Here is a 20,062-nt window from a genome sequence, read left to right on the forward strand (position 1 = left end):
GAAACCGGCCCATCTACTACGTTTTATCAGTATGGCCCAACCACAAACCGAAAATAGAAAAACCGCAGGCGTTCTACCTGCGGTTTTCTTTTTGCAATTCAAGGCGTGGTTGCCGATAGCCTATTAAACGTAGTAGATGGGCCGGTTTCGTGGCGGCCGGGTCGAACATACATGTAACGGCTCGGCCTAAGCACGCGCTTCCTCGAGCATCTGCTTTGCGTGGGCCAAGCTCGCCTCCGATTGATCGCCGCTCAGCATACGGGCGATCTCTGCGGTACGGGCGTCCCCGGTCACCTCATCCAGATGGGTTTGGGGAACGTCGCCGGGCTCTTTGCTCACCACGTAATGTTTGTCGGCCATGACGGCGACCTGCGCCAGGTGCGTTACGACAATCACCTGATGCGTTGCGGCAAGATCTGCCAGAACGCTCGCAAGGGCGCGTGCAGTAGAGCCACCAACACCGGCATCGACCTCGTCGAACACCAACGTATCCACGCCGTCCGCGTTACCCAAAACAACCTTGCTCGCCAACATGACACGGCTCAGCTCACCACCAGACGCAATGCGGCGCAGGGGGCGCGGCGTCAATCCGGCACCGCTACGATACAAAAGCTCGTAGCTCGAAGGACCCGCCGGCGTCCACTCGGCGCGCGGAAGATCGCGCGAGTCCCAAACGAGCTCGGCGCCGCCCATCTCCAGGCGCGCCATCTGACGGCCAACCTCGTGGCAAAAGCGCGGGGCTGCCGTATTGCGTGCACGCTTAAGTGCCTTGGCGGCGGCGAACAGTTCGCGCTCCGCCGCGCCAAGCGCTTCGCGCGCCTTCTTAATCTGCTCATCACCATCGTCTACCAGCGACAACAGCTCTCGCGAGCTATCGCGCATGGCAAACACGTCGTCCATGGTGGGACCCCACTGACGCAAAAGTCCCTTAAGATCGGAATACCGCTCGCGCATGCGAGCCAGCTCGCGCGGATCGAAGGCGACCCCATCTCGATAGGCACGCAGCTCATTGGAACAATCCTCGAGCGAGATGCAGGCATCCGAAAGCGCATCGGCGATATCACCCAACTTGCGATCGACAGTAGCCATGCGCGAAAGCTCCGCGACGGCACTGTTCACGGCATCGAGTGCTCCCCCTTCGGCAGCAAGCGACGCATGGGCATCGTTGGCCGTTGCCACCAACACCTCGGCATGCTCGGAGCGTGGCAGCAGCTCCTCGAGCTCCTCATACTCACCCGGCTTGGGGTCGACCTCGGCGATGCGCTCCAGAGCGAAGCGCGCCTCCTCGACACGACTCCCCTGCGCACGCGAGGCCTCTTCGACGCGACGGACCTCTTTGGCAGCCGCGCGAGATACCTTAAGGCAAGCACGATAGCGATCGAGCGCCTCGAGCGCCGGGCGCCCCGCCCATGCATCGACCATGGCAACATGATGCGCCGGGTCGAGCAGGCGCTGGTGCTCGTGCTGGCCGCAAAGATCCATCATCACACCGACGCGCTCGGAAAGCTCGCGCACGCTGGCGATGCGGCCGTCAATTTTTACACGGCTACGGCCCTCGGCAGAAAGGCTGCGCTGCACGGTGAAGCCCTCCGTGTCGTGCGGGCCGTCAAACAGGCGCGCTTCGACGTTGGCAAGCGTCTCGCCCTCGCGCACCGTCGACGAATCCGCGCGCTCGCCCAGAATGAGCTTAAGCGCCGAGAGCAACGCAGTCTTACCGGCGCCGGTCTCGCCGGTCAGAACCGTTAAGCCCGCGCTCGGAACCAACGTCGCCTCGCGAATGAGGGCAATGTTGGAAACCTGCAGCTCATCGATCATGACGAACTCCGTAGAACACGCGGCTCACCGAGTTATAGAAGCTCTCGGGGCCGTAATCCAGCAGCAGAACATCGCCGGGACCGCGACGCACAGCCACGCTCTCGACCGTGCCATCGCAGGTAATAAACTGTCCATCGATGGCGATCGCAGGCACGCTCGGGCGGTCATCGGACATAAAGATCTCAACGACATCGCTTGGCGAAGTCAAAAAGGCGCGAGCCTGAATGGTATGTGGGGCGATGGGCACGCAAACCATGCCCGTGTAATCGGGACTGACGATGGGGCCGCCGGCGGAAAGCGCATAGCCGGTGGAACCGGTCGCTGTCGAAACGACGACACCGTCACCGCGCAGGCGGTCGATATGATGGCCAGACACCGTGATGTCGAACTCAACCATATCGGACAGGGGCCCGCGCGTAAGCGCCATATCGTTAAGGGCAAACGTGCGCACGACATCCTTCGTGCCATCTTCGCGCACCGAAACGATATCCGCGGCGAGGGTGGCGCGGCGACTCACATGGAGCTCACCGGAAAGGGCATCGCTCACGACCTGCAAAATATCGCGATCCTCGGGGCTCGCAGCCGTCAAAAAACCCAAATGACCATAGGAAAGGCCCAGGATGGGGATCTCGCGGTAGTTGAGAATGCGGGCGGCACGCAACAGCGTGCCGTCGCCGCCGAGCGTAATGACCAGGTCGGCATCGTCAACATCGGGCGCACGCTGGATCTTGGAACGCTGATCGGCAGCCCATGCAACCTCGTAGCCCTGGCGCGAAAGCCAAAGCTCGAGCATAAGGCCGCTCTCGACCGCCTCTTGCTTGTAGTAATTGGGAACCAGAAAGACCTTCATAGCGTTGCAGCTTTCTCGCTCAAAGCCGTTACCTGTGATTGCAGCTCATCGTCGGCACGCTCGCCAGAGGAAAACCTCGTGCCGTACAGGAAAAATTCGACGTTGCCCTTGGCGCCATGGATGGGCGACACGCACACGTCGAGCGGGAACAGGCCCTTGGCGGCAAAGAGCTCAATCGCCGCCACAAGCGTATCGCGGCGGACGGAGGGGTCGGTCACGATACCGCCCTCGCCCACCAACGCAGCCGGCGCCTCAAACTGCGGCTTTACGAGCGTGCAGAACGAACCCGAAGGCTTCAGGCACGCCAACACGGCGTCGATGATATTCGCGATACTCGTAAACGACACATCGCAGACAGCCAAGTCGATAGCGCCGCCGTAGCCAAGCTCGGGCAGTTGTGTCACGTTGGTGCGCTCATGGAGCCTCACCCGCTCGTCTTGGCGCAGCGACCAATCAAACTGAGCGCGACCCACATCGACCGAAACGACCGTTGCGGCGCCACGCTTGAGCAGGCAATCGGTAAAGCCGCCCGTGGAGCAGCCCACATCGAGGCAAGCAAGGCCCATGGGATCGATCCCAAACGCATCGAGCGCGCCCTCGAGCTTGAGCCCGCCGCGCCCCACGTAGGGAATACGGCCCTTCACGTGCAGGGGCAGACCGGGCGCCACCTTAAGGCCCGGCGAGGTCAAACGCTCGCCGCCACTCGAGACCAAGCCGGCCATAAGAGTGCGAAGGGCATCCGCGCGGTCGGCGCAGATGCCCTGTGAAATCAGTTCGTCATCGAGACGCACGCGTTTCATGAATGCCATCAACCATTCGTATCCGGAGACGCGGCCTGGCTATCCTGGGATTCGTTTGCCGCATCCTCATCGTATTCCTGCTCGAGCTTATCGGCCTCACGAGGCGTCAACTCAAACTTGTCGACCATATCGACCGCACGGGAGCCAAGTTCGATCGCCTCGTCAAACAAATCGAGCGAACGCTCCAAGGACGTATCCTTGGAACGAACGGTAGCGATGATCTGGTCCAAGCGGTCCGAGATCTCGTCGAAGTTGCGGACGGAACCCTCTGGCATGGCTACTCCTCGACGGTACCGGTCTCGACCTCGGCGACCTCGGCACCCTCGTCGAGAACGCCGGCCGCAGCCTGAGCGGCTGCAACCTTGGCAGCAGCCTCGGCGGCCTGGGCCTCCTCGCGGGCGCGGTCCTCGGCCAGCAGCTCCTGATACAGGTCCTCGCCCGGCAGCTCCTCGCTACGCGCGATCTTGCCCAGCACGCCATTGACAAACGACGCGGACTGGTCGGTGCCATAGGCCTTGGCAAGCTCTACAGCCTCGTTGATCACGATGGCGTCCGAGACCTCCTCGTCGGTGAGGAAGCGCATCTCATAGACGGCGATACGCAGCAGATTGCGATCGGCGCCGGGCATGCGCATAAGGTCCCAGTTCTTGGCGATGGAGCGCAGGGCGCAGTCGATGCGGTCGATATACTCGTAGGCACCGCGGCACAGCTCCAGAGCGTAGGGGTCGAGGGGACCCTTCGAGATCAGGAAATCGCCCTCGAGGACGCGCTCGAGCGGGCTGTCCGTGGCCTCGGCCTGGAACAGCAGCTGCAGCGCCTGACTGCGGGCAAGCGTACGCCCGCGATAAACCTTAAGGCTCAAAGGTTACTCCTTGGGGAAAACGAGGCCGTCGATGCAAACGTCAACGCGCTCGACCTCGACGCCTACCTGGGCATCGATAGCTGCGACCACGGCGGAGCGAACGGCCTCGGCGAGTTTCTTGAACGGATAGCCAAAGAACACCACGACGCGCACGGTGAGTGCGAGCTTGTCGCCGATGACCTCGGCCTCTACCGCCGGATCGGAAGCCGGGGACTTGGACGAAAGCATCATGGAGACAAGGTTGGTGGCAAGGTCCTTGACGCCCACGGAGGCGATGCCCTCGACATCCGTGACGGCGCGCGAGACGATGGCGGTCAGAACATCGGGCGAAATACCGATGCCGTCAATCTTGATTTCCTGGGGCATGAGTCCTCCTAGAAGAGTTGGTTGCTAGACGCGGGAGACGAACTTGCCGTCGCGGGTGTCAACCTTGATGACCTCGCCCTCGTTGAGGTACATCGGGACCTGGATGACAGCACCGGTGTCGATGGTGGCCGGCTTGGTGGAACCCTGAACGGTGTCGCCCTTAAAGCCCGGGTCGGTCTGGACGATGGTGGTCTCGATGAACATCGGCGGGGTCACGCCCATGAGCTCGTCGTCGGCGAAGAGCAACTGGCAGGTGTCGTTCTCGCGCAGCCATTTGGAGTTCTCGCCCACCATGTCCTCGGGAACGGGAACCTGCTCGTAGGACTCGTTGTCCATGAAGATGTAGTCGGCGCCGTCGTTGTAGAGGTACTGGAACTCACGGGTGGTGAGCATGACGCTCTCGAACTTGGTACCGGCGTTGCAGGTGTTCTCGACGACACGACCGCTCTTGATATCGCGGGTCTTGTAGCGCACAAAAGCACCACCCTTGCCCGGCTTGACGTGCTGGAACTCGACGATGGTGTAGACCTTGTCCTTAATGCGGAGACCGAGGCCGTTCTTGAAGTCGGCGGTAGAAATGGTAGGCATAGCGACCTTTCTTGTTATGGGTAGAACGCACAAGCGTCCAAATTACATACGAGCGAAATTATACACTTGCAGGCGGCGCCTGCGGCGAGCGCATAAAAAGAGAACGCGGGGCGCCCGAATCATTTCGGACGCCCCGCTTCCAAAATCAAACTGAATGGCTTAGCAGTCGATGACGTGCAAGTCGTGCGGGGTCTTGGTGAAGGGCTCATAGCCGTTCTCGGTGACAACACCGTAATCCTCCAAGCGCACGCCGCCCACGCCGGGCAGGTAGACGCCGGGCTCCATGGTGACAACCGAGCCGACCTCGATGATGTTCTTGCTGCGGTTGAAGTTGGGCAGCTCGTGGATGTCGATACCGACACCATGGCCCAGGCCATGGTTGTAGTAATCGCCATAACCGGCATCGCCGATGATCTTCTTGGAAAGCTTGAAGATATCGTTACCCTCGACGCCCGGATGGATAGCGGCGACGCACTCCTCGTGGGTGCGGCGCACGAGCTCGTACAGGTCGAGCTGTTCCTGCGTGGGCTCGCCCATCACGACGGTACGCGTCATATCGGAGCGATAGTCGCAGTAGCCCGCGCCATAATCCATGAGGACGAAATCGCCCTTCTCGATGACACGGTCGCTCGGGACGGCATGCGGGTTGGCGGTGTTGGGACCGCTCGCGACGATGGAGCCAAAGGCCAAGCTGTCGGCACCGTTGGCGAACATAAAGTTCTCGAGCTCGTTGCGGACCTGCTTCTCGGTCATACCGGGCTTAATAAAGCCGAGCATGTGTTGGAAGGCGGCATCGGTGATCGACTGCGCGTGTCGCATGAGCTCGATCTCCTCGGCATCCTTGATGGCGCGCATCTTACGAATGTCGTCATGCATCAGCGGCAGCATGCAGGCGACGGAGCGATCCTCAAGACCACGCTGAATACCCTGGTAAAAGTTAATCTGCATGTCATCCTCGACGGCGCAGACGCGACACTTGTTGGCCGCGATCTTGTCGGCAACCCAACCGGGGATGGTGCCCTCGTCCATGTCGTAGACCCAGGGGCTGCCGGCGGGCGTGTTCTCCTCAAAGCTGTTGAGATAGCGCGAGTCGGTATGGAACAGACATTGATCGGCCGTAATAAATGCGGCGTGCGGAAACTCGAAGGTGTAATCGAAGACGCCCTTCACACCCGTGAGCCAACGGAGGTTGGCCTCATCGCGCACGACGATAGCATCGTAGCCGCGCTCGACCATCAGGGCACGGACACGCTCGATACGACCGGCAGGACCGGCAGCAAACTCAGACATTCAGATTCCTTTCTTATTGTCCTCAAAAAGAGCAGGACGGGCTTCAAACGAATAGCCGAACCGCAAGCGATTCGCAACCGATTGAAAACCCGTCCCTCAAAATGATACGAAAGACGATGGATGTCAATAAAGTTAAAAAAGTTCCTTGCGAGAAGCCAGATACGCCTGCGCATGACGTTCGAGAATCTCGTCCTCGACATTTGTCAGGCGAATGGCGCCGAGCGCCGCGGGCAGCGGCAGCATGCTGCGGTTTGAGCGAGCAAACTGCTGCTTGCGGAACTCCTCGATAAACGCGGTGGGCTCCAAGTCGAAGGCAAGCTCTTCGATGCCAAAGTCCTCCAGGCAATCGTCGAGATCAAACACATTGTCGATATCGAAGTCACAGGCATCATGTGCTAGGCGCGCCTCAAAGCGCATACCCTCGGAAAGGAGCTGGTATGCGGGAACATTAGCCGCGGCCTCGCCCAGGCAGGCGCGAAGGGTGCGCTCCCCTGTCTTACCAAAATCGAGTGCATGGCGAGCACTGGGGTTCGTGGCCATGAGCACATCTTTGCGCGCGGTCTGGGACCATTGCACAGCATTGACGAGCGCGACCTCCTCGCCAGCAAGAATCTCGGGAACAGTCTCGGTAAACTGATTCCAGCGGGACTTGCTGCTCGAAAGCATGGTGCCAACAAGCACCACATAGCCGAGCTTGAGATCCTCGGGGTCCGCCTCGCGAACAAGGTCGAGGTCACACACGACCAAGCCCGATTCGGGACGGAACGCGATAGTGGGAAGTGCATTCGACGACGAGGCGACGAGCGGCTTCATGGTCGTCGCGACCGTGAGCATGGCGTCGAACGTTGTCGGCAGCAAGGCGCACTCGGTACGACCGCACCACTGATTAGCACACCAGCTAACAACCGAGCAGGTTGCGGCATCGCCAACGGCGACAACCAGATCGTCGCAGGTAATGCCGTTGGCAGATAGGGCGCCAAAGATGGCATCGGCATCGGCCAGCGTGGCACCAGCAGGCGAAACCTCAAGTGGGAGCTGCGACACGACAAAACCGGCATCAACCAGCGCATGCTCGACGACCTCGCCAAAACGCTCTGACGTGGCGTCGTTCCAAACCACCAACGCGCGCTTAGGCTTGCCCACAGCCGAGGCAAACATGCGCGACAGCTCCTCGAACGCGCCCAATCCGACGCGGACATCGACACTGCGGTTTTGGAAATTGATCAGTTGACGGCGAATCATAGCAGCCCACGCTCCAAAAGCATCTCGGCACAAAGGTAGGAAACGTCCTCGAAGGACTTGTTGCGAATATCAAGGGTAATATCGGCGGCCTGGCGATATAGCGGACGGCGATGCTCAAACAGGCGCGCGGCATGCTCGGGCGAACGGAAATCGGGACGCGTGTCGGACCGACGAATCTGGCGAATCGAATCCTCAAAGTCACCTTCGAGATACACACAGATACCCATCTGGTGCATAAGCTCAATATTCACCGGAGTCTCGACGATACCTCCGCCGCAGGAAACCAGCAGGCTGCGCTCGCTTTGGAGCGAACGGAGCGCCGAGGTCTCGAGCTCACGAAAACGCTCCTCGCCCTCGGTCTCAAAAATCTCGGTCACCGATTTACCGCAACGACGCACGACAAGGCGGTCGGTATCGATAAAGCGACGTTTGAACATAGTGCCCACGTTGCGCGCAAGCGTCGATTTGCCCGCGCCCAAAAAGCCGATAAAGAAGATATGGTCGCAGCCGTGTTTGGTGTGCTGGGACATAGCGAGACCTATTCCTCGCAGGGAAGGTCGCGCAGGGCCCGGCGCTCAAAGATACGGAAGATCTGCGTATACCACAGGTCCTGAGTGGCCTGCGGCTTTACCAGGATGGTATCGACGCCGGCGAAATTGCCGCTCCACACGTCCGTGTAGAGCTGATCACCGATCAGCACCGCCTCGTCGGCCGTGGCGCCGAGGCGCTTAAGACCCGCCTTGAGGGCAAACGGAGCCGGCTTCATGGCGTGGCTAATGGCCTCGAGTCCCAGCTCGCGTGCAGAGCTCATGACCTGGTCGCGATGCCAGTTGTTAGACACCATGCACAGCTTAAAGCCTTTGGCGCGGGCGGCGTCGAGCCAAGCGGAAACCGCGGCGGGAACCTGCTCGGTGTCGCGCGGCACCAGGGTGTTATCGCGATCGAGCAGAATGGCGCGTTTGCCGTCGGCCCACAGGGTATCAAGGTCGATGCGGTCGACGGATGCAACATATCGTTTGGGGCTGAAAATCCTCATGTTTAATTCCAAGACTGTTGGTGCTCTTCGTAGGTTTGCGAGAAGTACTCCTCGTCCTGCGTAATGTAGAAATACAGGTCATCGGAGTCGGTCGGCTCAAGCGTGGCCTTGAGTGCCTCGAGCGACGGGGAGCAGATGGGCGTGGGTGGCAGACCCTCGTGCTTATAGGTGTTGTACGGACTATCGCTCTGCAGGTCGTCGGCGGAAACCTCGCCACCGGTGACATACATCATGGTCGCATCGCTGTTGAGATAACGCAGACCGTCGAGCTTGCCGGCAAGGCGGTTGTAGAAGACCGAGGCGACATGTGCGCGCTGCTCGGCGTTGAGACCCTCGCGCTCAACGATGGAAGCGAGATTGATGATGTCGTAATCGGACATCTCCACGCCGTAACGCTCTTTGATCTTGGCCTCGCACACGGCAAAATCGAGAGACTTGTACTCGGTGTTGAACTGATCGAGCATGGCGCGGATAACGTCATCGGCGCTCGGGTCCTTGCCCAGCGAATAGGTCTTGGGGAACAGAAAACCCTCGAGCGAATCGTTGGCGGCGCCCTTAAGGAAGCTATAGTCGTCCACGTAGTTGGAGGCCTTGGCCTGGTTGAGGAAGTCTTCCTTAGAGATGCTGTCGTAGGCCTGGGCCACACGGTCGGCGACTTGATCGACCGTTAGACCCTCGGGAATAGTAAGCGCATTGGAGCCCGCATTGGGGCCTTCCATGAGCTGCTGAACAACCTTGGTCGCATCCATGAATGTGGTGAACGAATAGGTACCAGGCTTGAGCGACATATCGGCATTGAGCTTTTTGACCGCCGCATAGTAATCCTTGGGATTTTCAACAATATGGTTCTCGGAGAGGATCGAGGCGATGGTGTCGCCCGAAGCACCGTCGGGAATGGTCACCGTAACCTGCTGACCAGCCGTAACCTTCGTATCCTCACCGGCAAAGAAGCCCTTGACGGCCGGCACGACAAAGAAAGCGATCGCAGCAAGCGCGAGCACCGCCACCACAACGCCGATGATCATGGGAACCGGAGAACTCTTCTTTTGAGCACCGCGTCGAGCACGCATGTCGCAGCTCGAGCGGGTCGCCGGAGCAACGCCATGCAAACCGCGAGCATGGGGCGAATGCAATTGGGTGGCCTGCGTTCGCCGGACAGGTGCCTGCTGCTTAAAGCGGGTACCGCCTGCAGGCTGGGCCGTACGAGCAGTGGGCTGCTGAGCCGCGCGAGAAGCCGGATGCTGAACCGAACGAGCAGAAGGCTGCTGACCCGTCCGTTGAGCAGGTTGGGCCGAACGAGCGAAGGACTGCACCGGGCGCGCGCCAGGCTGAGCTGCGCGCTGCGTCGGCTGTGCCGGACGCTGGCCAGGCTGGGCAGGGCGCGACGCGGGCTGACGTGTACGATTCGGCTGGCGCGGATCGGAAGCGCTAGGCATGCGAAACCTCCTCGTTTTTACGATCGAGCCACGTCTGCAAAAACAGGCTGGCGGCAATCATGTCAATCTTGCCCCTCATCTGCTTTTCGTTGAGGCCCTGCTCGCGCAAGATACGCTTTGCCTCTTGCGAGGACAGACGCTCGTCCTCAAACTCCAACGGAAGATCGAGCTCGTCGGCGATCTTTTGTGCCACGGCGGCGACGCGCTCGGCCTGGGGGCCGGGCTCGCCGGCCATGGTCAAGGGACGTCCGCTTACCAGGATGTCGGGCTCATAGTCCTCGACCAGGTAACGGAACGTCTTGGCCATACCGGTGACCTCGGCGGCCGGGAGTACCTTGACGGGCATCGCCATCTTGCCATCACGGCTCGAGACGGCGATGCCGATCCTGGTCTCCCCTATGTCCAGCGCGAGCGCGACCACAGCGACTACTTCGGTTCTTAGGCGCCCAGCGCGGTCTTAGCGGCCGCGAGGGCATCGGCGATACCGGCGGCGTTCTTGCCACCGGCCTGGGCCATGTTGGGACGGCCGCCACCGCGACCATCGACCAGGCCCGCGATCTGCTTGATCACGTTGCCGGCGTGGAAACCGGCCTTGACGGCGTCATCGGAGCCGGCGGCGAGCAGCGCCGGGGTGCCCTTCTCGGTCACGCTGGCGACGACGCAGGCAACAGGGCCAGCGACCTTCTGGTGCACAGTATCCCAGACGTTGCGCAGGTCAGCAGCCTCAAGGCCCTGGAGCTCGGCGACAACAAGCTTGTAGCCATCGAGATCGACGGCGCCCTCGATAGCATTGGAGATAGCGTCGGAGGAGCCACCGGTCAGGGCCTTCTTGAGCTTATTGGACGTCTCGCGCAGCTCGGCCTGCAGGCTCTCAACGCGAGCGGGAACCTCGTCAACGCGGCACTTGAGCGCAGCGGCAGCGGCGTCGACGAGTGCCAGGCGGTCGGCCATGTAATCGAGAGCGCCCTTAGAGGTCACGGCCTCGATACGGCGGACGTTGGAGCCCGTGGAGGACTCGGAAATGATCTTGAACAGGCCGATCTCGGCAGTGTTGGCGGCATGCGTGCCACCGCAGAGCTCGCGAGAGAACGGCTGGTCCTCGGCGCCCACGGAGACAACGCGGACAACGTCGCCGTACTTCTCGCCAAAGAGGGCGACAGCGCCGGCGGCCTTGGCCTCATCGATGCCCATAACGCGGGTAACGACCGGCTTGGAAGCGAAGATCTGCTGGTTGACCAGGTCCTCGACAGCCTTGAGCTGCTCGGAGGACAGGGCCTCGAAGTGAGTGAAGTCAAAGCGCAGGTGCTCGGGCGTCACCAGCGAGCCGGCCTGGGAGACATGCTCGCCCAGGACCTGCTTAAGGGCGGCGTCGAGCAGGTGCGTGGCGGTGTGGTTGCGGCGCAGGAAGCCACGGCGCTCGGCGTCGAGCGCGGCGGTCACGGTAGCGCCGACGGTCAGCGTGCCCTCGGCAACGTGGGCGACGTGGGCATACAGGCCGTTGTGGTTCTTGGTGTCGGCAACCGTCAGCGTAACGCCCTCGGCGGATAGCTTACCGGCGTCGCCCTGCTGGCCGCCCATCTCGGCATAGAACGGGGTGCGGTCGAGCACGACCTCGACGTCCTCGCCGGCGGCAGCGGACTCGACGGACTCGCCGTTGCGCACGATGGCGACAACCTTGGCGCCCTCGATGACGTCGTTGTCATAGCCGTCGAACTCAGTCGCGGCAACTTTGTCGGAAAGCTCGACCCACACGTCGTTGAAGCTGCCCCAGGCGTCGCCCTTGGCATTGGCGCGGGCGCGGGCCTTCTGGTCCTCCATGCAGGCGGTAAAGCCGTCCATGTCGACGTCGTGGCCAGCGGTGCCGGCGATCTCGACGGTCAGGTCGATGGGGAAACCAAAGGTGTCGTGCAGCTTAAAGGCAACATCGCCCGGAAGCACGGCGCCTTCGGCGAGCGCGGCCAGGGCCTCGTCCAGGTAAACGCGGCCGTTGTCGAGCGTCGTGGAGAAGCGCTCCTCCTCGGAGGCGACGATACCCTTGACGAGCGCGACATTCTTGAGCAGCTCGGGATAGGCCTCGCCCATCTGAGCGTTGACCTCGTCGATGAACTTGGTCAGGAAGGCGCCCTCGATACCCAGCAGGCGACCGTGGAACACGGCGCGGCGGAGCAGGCGGCGAAGGACGTACTCGCGGCCCTCGTTACCGGGGAGGATGCCGTCCGAGATCATGAAGTCGACGGCACGGGAGTGATCGGCGATGATACGCAGCGAGCGGCTGGCACCGGAGTAATCGTCGGCGTCATAGGTCTTGCCGCTGATCTCCTCGCCCAGCTTGATGAGGTGCTGCATCAGATCGCCGTCGTAGTTGGCGGTCTTGTGCTGCATGATAGCGGCCATGCGCTCCAGGCCCATGCCCGTATCGAGGTTGCGGTGCGGCAGCTCCGGCATGGAGCCGTCCTCCTGGCGGTCGTACTGGGTAAAGACGAGGTTCCAGAACTCCAGGAAGCGGTCGCAGTCGCAGCCGGGCTTGCAGTCGGGGCTGCCGCAGCCGACCTCCTCGCCCATGTCAAAGTAGATCTCGGAGCACGGACCGCAGGGGCCGGTGGGGCCGGCGGCCCAGAAGTTGTCGTCCTCGCCCAGACGCGAGATGTGATCCTCGGCAACGCCCAGAGAGCGCCACACGTCATGGGTCTCGTCGTCCTCGGTAAAGACGGTGAAGTACAGGCGGTCGAGCGGCAGCTTGAACTCCTTGGTGATGAGCTCAAAGGCCCAAGCGCAGGCCTGCTGCTTGGAGACGCCGCCAAAGGAGAAGTCGCCGAGCATCTCAAAGAAGGACAGGTGACGGCCATCCTCGCCGATGCAGTCGATGTCGTTGGTGCGGACGCACTTCTGGCAGGAGATAGCGCCGATCTCCTTCATGGTCTTCTTGCCCTGGTAATACTCCTTAAACTGGTTCATGCCGGCGTTGGCAAGCAGCAGCGAAGGATCGTCGGGGACGAGGGACGAAGAAGGATAGAGCTTAAGACCGCGCTCCTCAAAGAAGTTGAGGAACTTAGAGCGAATCTCAGCCGTAGTCATTGACGGGTAGTCAGCACTCATAGAGGGAATCTCCTCGGTTTCACATCGAAACAGTTCAAACGTAACGATATTACCATCCCACCGCGCAAGTGCAAAAAAGAGGGTCGCCAAACAGCGACCCTCCAGCGAATTTGCACGTTATTGCCTATGAACTTGAACTTGAAATGGCTTACTGCTCATCATCGTCCATGGAACCGTCGATGCCGGTATTGGTATCGTCGTCCGAGTTGGAATCGTCATCTTTGGCGAAGGGATTCTTGAAAAAGCCCGTAGCATCGGGCTGAAGGCCCGAGAGCTTGATCCAGGGGTTATCGAGCTCGGGCCTGGGCATGGCCTGGGCCTCGGGCGCAGTCTCGTTACCGATGAGCTCGGACTCATAGATGAATGTATCGTCTCCAAGCGCATCGTAGGCGGCGACCGGGTTACCCTCAGTATCGCGATACGGCGTGCCCTTAAACACGGCGCCGTCGTATGCCACGAGCTGACGGCCGGTCTCGTTCTCAAAGTAGTAGACGAAAATGCCCTTGAGGGCCGCGCACAGCGGAATGGCGATAACCATGCCGATGGCGCCCATAAGCGCCGAACCGATAACGAGTGCCGTCAGGCTCATGATGGGATGCACCTGGACCGAGCTTTGCATGACTTTAGGCGAAATGACGTTGTCAGTGACATTTTGTGCCACCATGGTCACGACCAAGGTCCACAAAGCCAGCATCGGGCTGAACATAAAGCCGAGCACCGTGGCGATCGCCGCGCTCACCCAGGGACCGACAACCGGGACCAAGTGCATAATGCCCGTAAAGATGGCCATGAGTGCCGCGTAGGGATGGCCAATGAGCGTAAAGCCGATAAAGGCGAGGATGCCACCGCAGATGGACGTCACGACCATGCCGCGCATATAACCGCCGACCGAGCGCGAAAGAATCGCGACCATAAAGCGGTACGAGGTCTCCTTTTCCTGCCCTATGATGGTGCAGACCTCGTGGTGCATACGGGGATAGTCGCAGGCCAGCCAATAGGCAAGCACCAGACCGAGGAAGATGACGAACAGCTGCGAGGCCGTATTGGTAATGAACGGGAATACACCGCGACCAAGCTCAGCGGCAATCTGAGATACATACTTGGACGCCACGGTAACCAGCGAAGAAAGATTATCGTCCAGATACTCTTTGAGCGGCGTGTTGTTGAGCGTCTTGGCATGCGAGACCATCTCGTTAAGATCACCGCCCGCAACACGAAGCTGCTCAGGCAGGCGGCTCAAGACTTCCATGATCTGGCCAAAGAGAATCGGCGACAAGATGCAAACGACACCGACGAGCACAGCAACGACCACGATCAGCGCGATAAGCGAACCAATGCCACGGTTAACGCCGTGATGCTCGAGCCAGTTAGTAATCGGCGACATCACAAAAGCGATGATGGAACCGACAGCTAGAAACTCGATAACCGGCGCCAAGATACCCATAAGGTTAAAGATGACGGCGGCGATGACAATGCAGCCGACGACGGCCCAAATGCGAAGCGTCAGAATACGGGTATCGCGCAGCGCGCGATCGGTTTGTTGGGGGTGTTCACTCATGAACGAACCATCACTCCGTCGGGGTCGATCTTGTCCTGAACCTTCTTAAGGGTACGGCGCAGCAGGCGCGAGACCTGCACCTGCGAGATGCCCAGCTTCTTGGCGATCTCGATCTGGGTCATGCCCTTTACGAAACGCAGCTCGATAACCTCGCGCTCGCGCGGCGAGAAATCGCGGATGGCCTCCTCAATCACCAGGCGGTCATCGGTGAAGTCGAGCTCGTTGTCGTCGTCGGCGTAGCGGTCGAGAATTGAAGGCGCGTCGTCAGAATCGGACGCACCGGGGGCCTCGATGGGCACCGAGGTATAGGCCGAGGACGATTCCATGGCCTCCAGCACCTCGTCAACGGTCACGTCTAGGTACTCAGCGATTTCCTCAACCTTAGGCGAGCGCTGCAGCTCGTTAGTGAGCTTGTCGGTGGCCTGGTTAACCTTGGCAGAGAGCTCCTGTAGGCGACGCGGAACGCGCACACTCCAACCCTTGTCGCGGAAGTGACGCTTGATCTCACCCAGAATGGTGGGCGTGGCAAACGTGGTGAACTCAAGTCCGCGCTCGGGGTCAAAGCGGTCGATAGCCTTGAGCAAACCCAGATAGCCGACCTGCATGAGGTCGTCGAGCGGCTCGCCGCGATTCTTAAATTTGTTGGCAAGAAACCTTACCAGGTTCATATGGGACATGACGAGCTGCTCGCGGGCGTCCGGATCACCGGTCTCTTTGTAGCGACGAAACAGCTCGCGGGTTTTCTCCTTGTCCCAAGCGGTCTTACCGCTCCGGGAACGTTCGGTCATATTAGATATCCGCCTTGAGATCGAGGGAAAGCGTCAGAGGCGCCGCAGTCTTTTCGTAGGAATCGCACACGCTTGCCAGAATGAGCTCGGCATATACGGCGGCCTGGTCATCCTCATCGACAGTCGCCTGGTCGCCAAAGGTGAAGGTCATGCCCACGTGAGACTCATCGACATCGAATTTGATCGAGATAACGTCAGAATCAACGGCCGTGCAGCCAAAGATGAAGGCCTCCTCGGCAGCCATACGAATGTCCTCGATGCGATCGACGGACATGGAACACAGAGCGCCGACATTAGCCGCCGTCATGCGTACCAGGCGTGCCAGACGCGGATCCCCGGCAACAGTCAGCGTGATAGAGCAAGTTGCTTCACTACTCATCGCAGGACTCCTCGGAGGTCTCGGCGGGCGTGTAGGTGTAATACCGGGCTGCTTTAGCAGCAGGCTTCTGTGCATCATCGTCACCAGCAGCGGCATCGTCCCCGGCTTCGCCAATCAGGACACGCTCGGTCGGTTGCTCGGCTTCGGCGGCAGCGGAAAGATTGCGCTCGGCCTCGACCGCGGGGGCCTTCACCTTGTTAAAGAGTTTCTGAACGGCACCGGCCGCAGAGTCGGTCACACTCGACACAGCATTGCTGGCCTCGGCCATGCTGCCCGTAACCTCGGAAATGTCGCGAACCACGGCTTCGACCTCTACGAGATTGGAGGTAAGAGCGTCGACGGCGGTCTTGCTCGACTTGAGGAGCGGCTCAACCTGCGCCAGCGCGGGGGTGAGCTCATCGACGGCGCCATCGAGCTTTGCTACCACGGGCTGAGCCTCGGCGATAGTGTTGTTAAGATCGCTCACCGTCTTGTCGAGCGAATCAACGACAGTGCGGGTCTTTCGCAGCGTGAGCGCGAGCTCGATGACAGCCCACACGCCGGCAACGGCGAGCAGCAGCAGGGCGATTTGGATGGGACTCATACAAGCCTCCCGAAGGAATCGAAATACAGACGCTGTTCATGGTACCCCAAAGGGGACCGAACATGCCAAGAGCAGCAACGTGAGACAAAATTACCAGCAGCTACTTCGGTGCATTCCCGCTACGGTCGCGCTCGCTTTGCTCTACACGCCACTCTTCCCAGCCGCGGCCGGCAGGCCGCCAAAACGCGCCGCGCTCCAGCCCCTCGGGCAAATAGCGTTGATCGACCCAGCCTTCGGGATAATCATGCGGATACTTATACACACCGTATTCGTCGCTGCCCGGGCGATGACGATCGCGTAGATAGCTCGGCACCTCGCGCAGCCCACTTGAATGAATATCGGCCAACGCCGCATCAATCGAGGCCTCACACGCGTTGGATTTTGGCGCCAAGCACACATAGAGTGCAGCCTGAGCCAGATTAATGCGGCACTCGGGATAACCGATGACCTCGGCAGACTTAAACGCGGCATGCGCCACCAATAGCGCCTGCGGGTCGGCGTTGCCAACATCCTCAGAAGCCTGAATCATAATACGGCGAGCGATAAACTTAGGGTCCTCCCCCGCATCGATCATGCGCGCGAGCCAATAGATTGTGGCATCGGGGTCGCTGCCGCGCATAGACTTAATAAACGCGCTGATGATGTCGTAGTGCATGTCGCCGTTTTTGTCATACGAAAAACCACGGCGCGGATTGGCAATCTTTACGTCATCCACGGTAATGGGATAACGCTCCCCCGCCGCCGGCGCTGGCGTTCCCTCGGTATCGGGACGCGTGACGGCAATCTCGCTCGCAAGCTCGAGCGTCGTGAGTGCCGAGCGAGCGTCACCCGCAGCCAGCGTGCAGATGGTCTTAACCGTATCCTCATCGGCCGAGAACTTGCCGTTCAAACCCTGCGGCGCCTCGAGCGCACGCTCGATAAGCGTGGCGATATCCTCGTCCTTTAAATGTTCAAGTTCCACCACGCGACCGCGCGAGAGCAACGCCGAGTTGACCTCGAAGTACGGATTCTCCGTCGTGGCGCCAATCATAATGACGGTACGGTTCTCAACCGCATGCAGCAGGGCATCCTGCTGCGACTTGGAGAAGCGGTGAATCTCGTCGATGAAAAGAATGGTGCGGCGGTCGTACGTATTCAGGCGCGTCTTGGCCTCGTCAATCACGCGGCGCAGGTCCTTCACAGTACCCGTCACGGCGCTGACCTCGACAAACTCGCTCTTGGTATGGTTGGCGATAATGTGGGCCAGCGTCGTCTTGCCCGTACCGGCCGGCCCATACAAAATCACACTCGACAGCACGTCATGCTCAATCGCGGCACGCAACCACGAGCCCTTACCGACGGCCTTTTGCTGGCCCACGTACTCGTCGAGCGAATTGGGCCGCATGCGCACCGCAAGCGGCGCATTCTGAAAAGAACGCTCACGCGTCGAAGCAGAAAAAAGGTCGTCCATAGCCATCCCGTGCATCAATCAAAAACGTTTTCCATGAACAGTATACCGAATATATACGAACTACCGTTCGTTAATATAGGTACGGTGCGGAAACATCAATCCCGGGAACAGCTTGCTCGTGAGCTCGCAGAAATAACCGTCCGTCATGCTCGCAATGTAATCCACGACCGCCTGGTCCTTATCGTCCTGCCATGCATAGGTGCGATCGTAGTAGGAAAGCTGCTGCTCAATGCGAGAAATGTGGTGCTTAAAGATATACGAGGACTCGTCGCCTTCGTTTATATCCCGCAGGCAACGGTCATAGAGCTTTTCGAAGGCCTCGCGCAGCTCCGCTTCGGAGTCGCCTTCTATGCCGCCCTTGCTATAGATCTTCTCGTAGTTCTCGCGCTTGGCCCGGCGGATCTCCTCAAACAGGTCCTCGCTCATCTCGATGCGCGGCTTGCCATAGCTGTGCTCGACGATATCGATAGAGGCATGCGTAAGGATCCAGCTGTTGTATGCACCGCCCAGGTCATCGTCAAAGGCGTCGGGTGACAGCAGGCCCGCCGCAATGGCGTCTTGGCGATCGCGCCCAACGTAGGCAAGGATATCCGAGATGCGAACCACGCAGCCCTCGAGCGTCATGGGGCGCAGGTGCTCAATTGCGCTATAACCCGTGGCAATGCATTCCTCGACGGTTCGGTCGAACTGGTTAAAGGAACCCATGTCCGAAAGCTCAAAAACACGCTGTTCGTACTCGCCGTTGTGGCACAGTACGCCATCGAGCGTCTGGAGCGACACGTTGCGGCCGTACAGCGCGTCGAGCACGCGAACGGATTGTACGTTATGGAAAAAATAGCGACCCGTGCGCTCGTGATAGATATCGTTGAGGAAACGCTCACCGGCATGGCCAAAGGGCGTGTGGCCCAAGTCGTGGCCTAAGCCAATCGCCTCGATCAGATCGCAGTTGAGCCCCAGAGCACGCCCGATATCGCGAGCGATGCGCGAGACAAGCTGCACGTGCAGGCCGCGGCGCGACAGATCGTCGTTGCTGCGAAAACTGAAGACCTGCGTTTTGCCTGCATAACGTGTGTATGCTGGCAGATGCAGAATCTTTTCGATATCGCGCATAAAGGCCGGACGCATAAGCGTGCCCTCGTCTGCGGCCCGATCGACACGGCGGATGGCCTGGTCGTCACCGCATCGATAGGGATTAACGACACCCGAGGCGCGGTCGGCGGCAATGCGCTCGACCAGCTCGGGCGACAACGCCGCGGGAATGCGATCCAGGCGCGCCTTGATGGCGGCTGTCTGTTGATTGATTGCCATGGCATGCTCCTTAAAAAGGGCGCGCAAACGGTTACAGCGTACTACCCACGAACTCGATTATGGCAAATATTGGCACTAAAAACGGCAGCAAAGGCAGCGAGCGCGATTTTACGATGAGACAGGCGGCGGCAAGGGTCAGGAGCGCAACTGCAAACGCGACGACGCCGCCCAGGGGATCGAAGGTGCAAAGGGCAAAGAGCGCCTTGGCATCCCCCATGCCAATGCCGGGGGCATGGCGAAGGCGACGCCAGAGTGACTCAGTAAGCACAAGGGCAAGGTAGACGATGACCGCAAGACCGGCGTGGTCAAGCGCCATGTTAACGCCCTTGTCGAGCCAGACGCCTGCAAACGCCGCCACCGCACACGCGCCGGCAAGCTCATTGGGAAACCGCCGCTCGCGGGCATCAATCGCGGCGCCGGCAAAGATGCAAATCCAAAACGGGATATAGAACATCGAAACCCCTCAACTGAGCGCTCAAACGTAAAACCACCGCAAAGGTTCTATTGAACTGCCTCCCATTTCTTGGACATCGGGAAATGGGAGGTTTTCCATGAGTATAGACCTCAGGGTGAAGCACGACCTGGAGTCCAGGAGGCGGGCCGTCGAGCTCTTCG

At 60.2% G+C, this 20,062-nt stretch carries 21 protein-coding genes; all 21 read right to left on the reverse strand.

All coding sequences use genetic code 11. From position 1 onward, the window contains the following. Nucleotides 1-186: 186 nt before the first annotated feature. The gene (locus ACTQXO_RS00955) at nucleotides 187-1,815 is read right to left on the reverse strand and encodes a DNA repair protein RecN (protein ID WP_441030839.1); all 1,629 of its coding nucleotides are present in this window, start codon (nucleotides 1,813-1,815) and stop codon (nucleotides 187-189) included. Further along, on the reverse strand, nucleotides 1,805-2,665 hold the full coding sequence (locus ACTQXO_RS00960; protein WP_427728169.1) for an NAD(+)/NADH kinase: 861 nt from the start codon (nucleotides 2,663-2,665) through the stop codon (nucleotides 1,805-1,807). The genes ACTQXO_RS00955 and ACTQXO_RS00960 overlap by 11 nt, the downstream gene beginning before the upstream one ends. After that, nucleotides 2,662-3,465, reverse strand: coding sequence for a TlyA family RNA methyltransferase (locus ACTQXO_RS00965; RefSeq protein WP_441031234.1), 804 nt, complete (start codon nucleotides 3,463-3,465; stop codon nucleotides 2,662-2,664). The genes ACTQXO_RS00960 and ACTQXO_RS00965 overlap by 4 nt, the downstream gene beginning before the upstream one ends. Before the next feature lie 8 nt (nucleotides 3,466-3,473). After that, nucleotides 3,474-3,740: an exodeoxyribonuclease VII small subunit gene (locus ACTQXO_RS00970; RefSeq protein ID WP_154515533.1), complete on the reverse strand. Its 267-nt coding sequence runs from the start codon at nucleotides 3,738-3,740 to the stop codon at nucleotides 3,474-3,476. A gap of 2 nt (nucleotides 3,741-3,742) precedes the next feature. Further along, nucleotides 3,743-4,327, reverse strand: coding sequence for a transcription antitermination factor NusB (gene nusB, locus ACTQXO_RS00975; RefSeq protein WP_427717322.1), 585 nt, complete (start codon nucleotides 4,325-4,327; stop codon nucleotides 3,743-3,745). Nucleotides 4,328-4,330: 3 nt separating this feature from the next. Then, entirely contained in the window at nucleotides 4,331-4,693 is a 363-nt protein-coding gene (locus tag ACTQXO_RS00980) for an Asp23/Gls24 family envelope stress response protein (RefSeq protein ID WP_441016288.1), read from the reverse strand. Nucleotides 4,694-4,717: 24 nt separating this feature from the next. Then, the gene (gene efp / locus ACTQXO_RS00985; protein WP_154515524.1) at nucleotides 4,718-5,281 is read right to left on the reverse strand and encodes an elongation factor P; all 564 of its coding nucleotides are present in this window, start codon (nucleotides 5,279-5,281) and stop codon (nucleotides 4,718-4,720) included. A 159-nt stretch (nucleotides 5,282-5,440) separates the two neighbouring features. Continuing rightward, nucleotides 5,441-6,571: a M24 family metallopeptidase gene (locus tag ACTQXO_RS00990; RefSeq protein WP_427717316.1), complete on the reverse strand. Its 1,131-nt coding sequence runs from the start codon at nucleotides 6,569-6,571 to the stop codon at nucleotides 5,441-5,443. 132 nt (nucleotides 6,572-6,703) lie between these two features. Continuing rightward, nucleotides 6,704-7,813 (reverse strand): hypothetical protein, encoded by a 1,110-nt coding sequence (locus ACTQXO_RS00995; protein ID WP_441545366.1) that lies wholly within the window; start codon nucleotides 7,811-7,813, stop codon nucleotides 6,704-6,706. Further along, the gene (locus tag ACTQXO_RS01000; protein WP_154515515.1) at nucleotides 7,810-8,343 is read right to left on the reverse strand and encodes a shikimate kinase; all 534 of its coding nucleotides are present in this window, start codon (nucleotides 8,341-8,343) and stop codon (nucleotides 7,810-7,812) included. The genes ACTQXO_RS00995 and ACTQXO_RS01000 overlap by 4 nt, the downstream gene beginning before the upstream one ends. An 8-nt stretch (nucleotides 8,344-8,351) precedes the next feature. Beyond that, on the reverse strand, nucleotides 8,352-8,849 hold the full coding sequence (locus tag ACTQXO_RS01005; protein WP_117646451.1) for a YqeG family HAD IIIA-type phosphatase: 498 nt from the start codon (nucleotides 8,847-8,849) through the stop codon (nucleotides 8,352-8,354). 2 nt (nucleotides 8,850-8,851) lie between these two features. Further along, complete coding sequence (gene mltG / locus ACTQXO_RS01010; protein ID WP_441030829.1) at nucleotides 8,852-10,285, reverse strand: endolytic transglycosylase MltG; 1,434 nt, start codon at nucleotides 10,283-10,285, stop codon at nucleotides 8,852-8,854. Beyond that, on the reverse strand, nucleotides 10,278-10,706 hold the full coding sequence (gene ruvX, locus ACTQXO_RS01015; protein WP_035138185.1) for a Holliday junction resolvase RuvX: 429 nt from the start codon (nucleotides 10,704-10,706) through the stop codon (nucleotides 10,278-10,280). The genes mltG and ruvX overlap by 8 nt, the downstream gene beginning before the upstream one ends. A 17-nt stretch (nucleotides 10,707-10,723) precedes the next feature. Further along, nucleotides 10,724-13,381 carry an alanine--tRNA ligase gene (alaS, locus tag ACTQXO_RS01020; protein ID WP_441030826.1) on the reverse strand — a complete coding sequence of 886 codons (2,658 nt, stop codon included), beginning with the start codon at nucleotides 13,379-13,381 and terminating at the stop codon, nucleotides 10,724-10,726. Between the two features lie 148 nt (nucleotides 13,382-13,529). Continuing rightward, a complete protein-coding gene (locus tag ACTQXO_RS01025) occupies nucleotides 13,530-14,939 on the reverse strand; it encodes an AI-2E family transporter (protein WP_427747351.1) in 1,410 nt (469 codons plus the stop codon). After that, nucleotides 14,936-15,727 (reverse strand): RNA polymerase sigma factor SigF, encoded by a 792-nt coding sequence (locus ACTQXO_RS01030; protein WP_427717298.1) that lies wholly within the window; start codon nucleotides 15,725-15,727, stop codon nucleotides 14,936-14,938. The genes ACTQXO_RS01025 and ACTQXO_RS01030 overlap by 4 nt, the downstream gene beginning before the upstream one ends. Before the next feature lies 1 nt (nucleotide 15,728). Next, nucleotides 15,729-16,106 (reverse strand): ATP-binding protein, encoded by a 378-nt coding sequence (locus ACTQXO_RS01035; protein ID WP_154515503.1) that lies wholly within the window; start codon nucleotides 16,104-16,106, stop codon nucleotides 15,729-15,731. Beyond that, entirely contained in the window at nucleotides 16,099-16,689 is a 591-nt protein-coding gene (locus ACTQXO_RS01040) for a hypothetical protein (protein ID WP_441083346.1), read from the reverse strand. Before ACTQXO_RS01040 ends, ACTQXO_RS01035 begins: the two co-directional genes overlap by 8 nt. A 100-nt stretch (nucleotides 16,690-16,789) precedes the next feature. Further along, complete coding sequence (locus tag ACTQXO_RS01045; protein ID WP_441545367.1) at nucleotides 16,790-18,139, reverse strand: replication-associated recombination protein A; 1,350 nt, start codon at nucleotides 18,137-18,139, stop codon at nucleotides 16,790-16,792. Nucleotides 18,140-18,199: 60 nt separating this feature from the next. Further along, complete coding sequence (locus ACTQXO_RS01050) at nucleotides 18,200-19,447, reverse strand: deoxyguanosinetriphosphate triphosphohydrolase family protein (protein WP_441545368.1); 1,248 nt, start codon at nucleotides 19,445-19,447, stop codon at nucleotides 18,200-18,202. A 31-nt stretch (nucleotides 19,448-19,478) separates the two neighbouring features. Then, on the reverse strand, nucleotides 19,479-19,901 hold the full coding sequence (locus ACTQXO_RS01055; protein WP_441041128.1) for a prepilin peptidase: 423 nt from the start codon (nucleotides 19,899-19,901) through the stop codon (nucleotides 19,479-19,481). Nucleotides 19,902-20,062 lie beyond the last annotated feature (161 nt).

Source organism: Collinsella sp. LCP19S3_D5 (genome assembly GCF_052121415.1).
In the GTDB taxonomy this organism is placed as follows: Bacteria; Actinomycetota; Coriobacteriia; order Coriobacteriales; family Coriobacteriaceae; genus Collinsella.